This window comes from Microcystis sp. T1-4 (genome assembly GCF_000297435.1).
GTDB lineage: Bacteria > Cyanobacteriota > Cyanobacteriia > Cyanobacteriales > Microcystaceae > Microcystis.
Genome location: NZ_CAIP01000274.1, coordinates 1 through 687 on the forward strand (window position 1 = coordinate 1; position 687 = coordinate 687).

Genomic DNA, 687 nt, shown 5'->3' on the forward strand with positions numbered 1-687 from the left:
TCCTTTTTTGGCTCTTCTAGGTTCTGTGTGATAAGTTTAATTGACATAGGATCGATCGATCTTTGTGTCCTTTGTGTCTTTGTGGTTCGTTCCACCCCCTCGCTAGGAGAAATGTATCTTAGAATACATTTTACCCACCAAAGCTGGGAGAGCCGAGATTATCGCCGTCAACCTCTCTATTCGTGAACTCAGAAGGCTAAAAGCGCAGTTTGGGGGTCGTCGATGGCGAAAGCTAAAAGGAGTCGGCTTAGTTCAATTTCCTAATGGAGAAATCCGCAAAGCTGAACTACACTGGTATGAGTCTCATGGTATTGGTCGGCGAAAAATGAAAGTTAAACGAGTTTTGGACTAAATATTTATGCAAACACCAGCATCTAACATTGAATTTGCTATCTGTATTACCGCTGAAGAAGGCGGAGATTTAGAGGTTTGTAAACTTTATCAAGTGTTACCTGATGCTGAAGCGCAAGAGGTGGGATGTTTGCGAGTGATTGACGAATCTGGTGAAGATTATTTGTATCCAGAAAATCATTTTGTCATAATAAAACTTCCTGAAACGGTACAAGTCCAGTTATTAGCAGTCCGCCCTTAAATAGCGAGTAAATTACCTGGGCGTTGCTGATAATAAACGACTTAAGCTGCAATACTGACCTTAGAAGTGATCGCCCTCTATAAATATAGCGTGAT

2 protein-coding genes are annotated in these 687 nt (G+C 41.3%); both read left to right on the plus strand.

Going from position 1 to position 687, the window contains the following annotated elements:
* Window positions 1-127 precede the first annotated feature (127 nt).
* Window positions 128-352, plus strand: a complete 225-nt coding sequence (locus MICAI_RS27235; protein WP_369751915.1) for a hypothetical protein — start codon at window positions 128-130, stop codon at window positions 350-352.
* A 6-nt stretch (window positions 353-358) separates the two neighbouring features.
* On the plus strand, window positions 359-592 hold the full coding sequence (locus tag MICAI_RS15965; RefSeq protein ID WP_002779205.1) for a hypothetical protein: 234 nt from the start codon (window positions 359-361) through the stop codon (window positions 590-592).
* Window positions 593-687 lie beyond the last annotated feature (95 nt).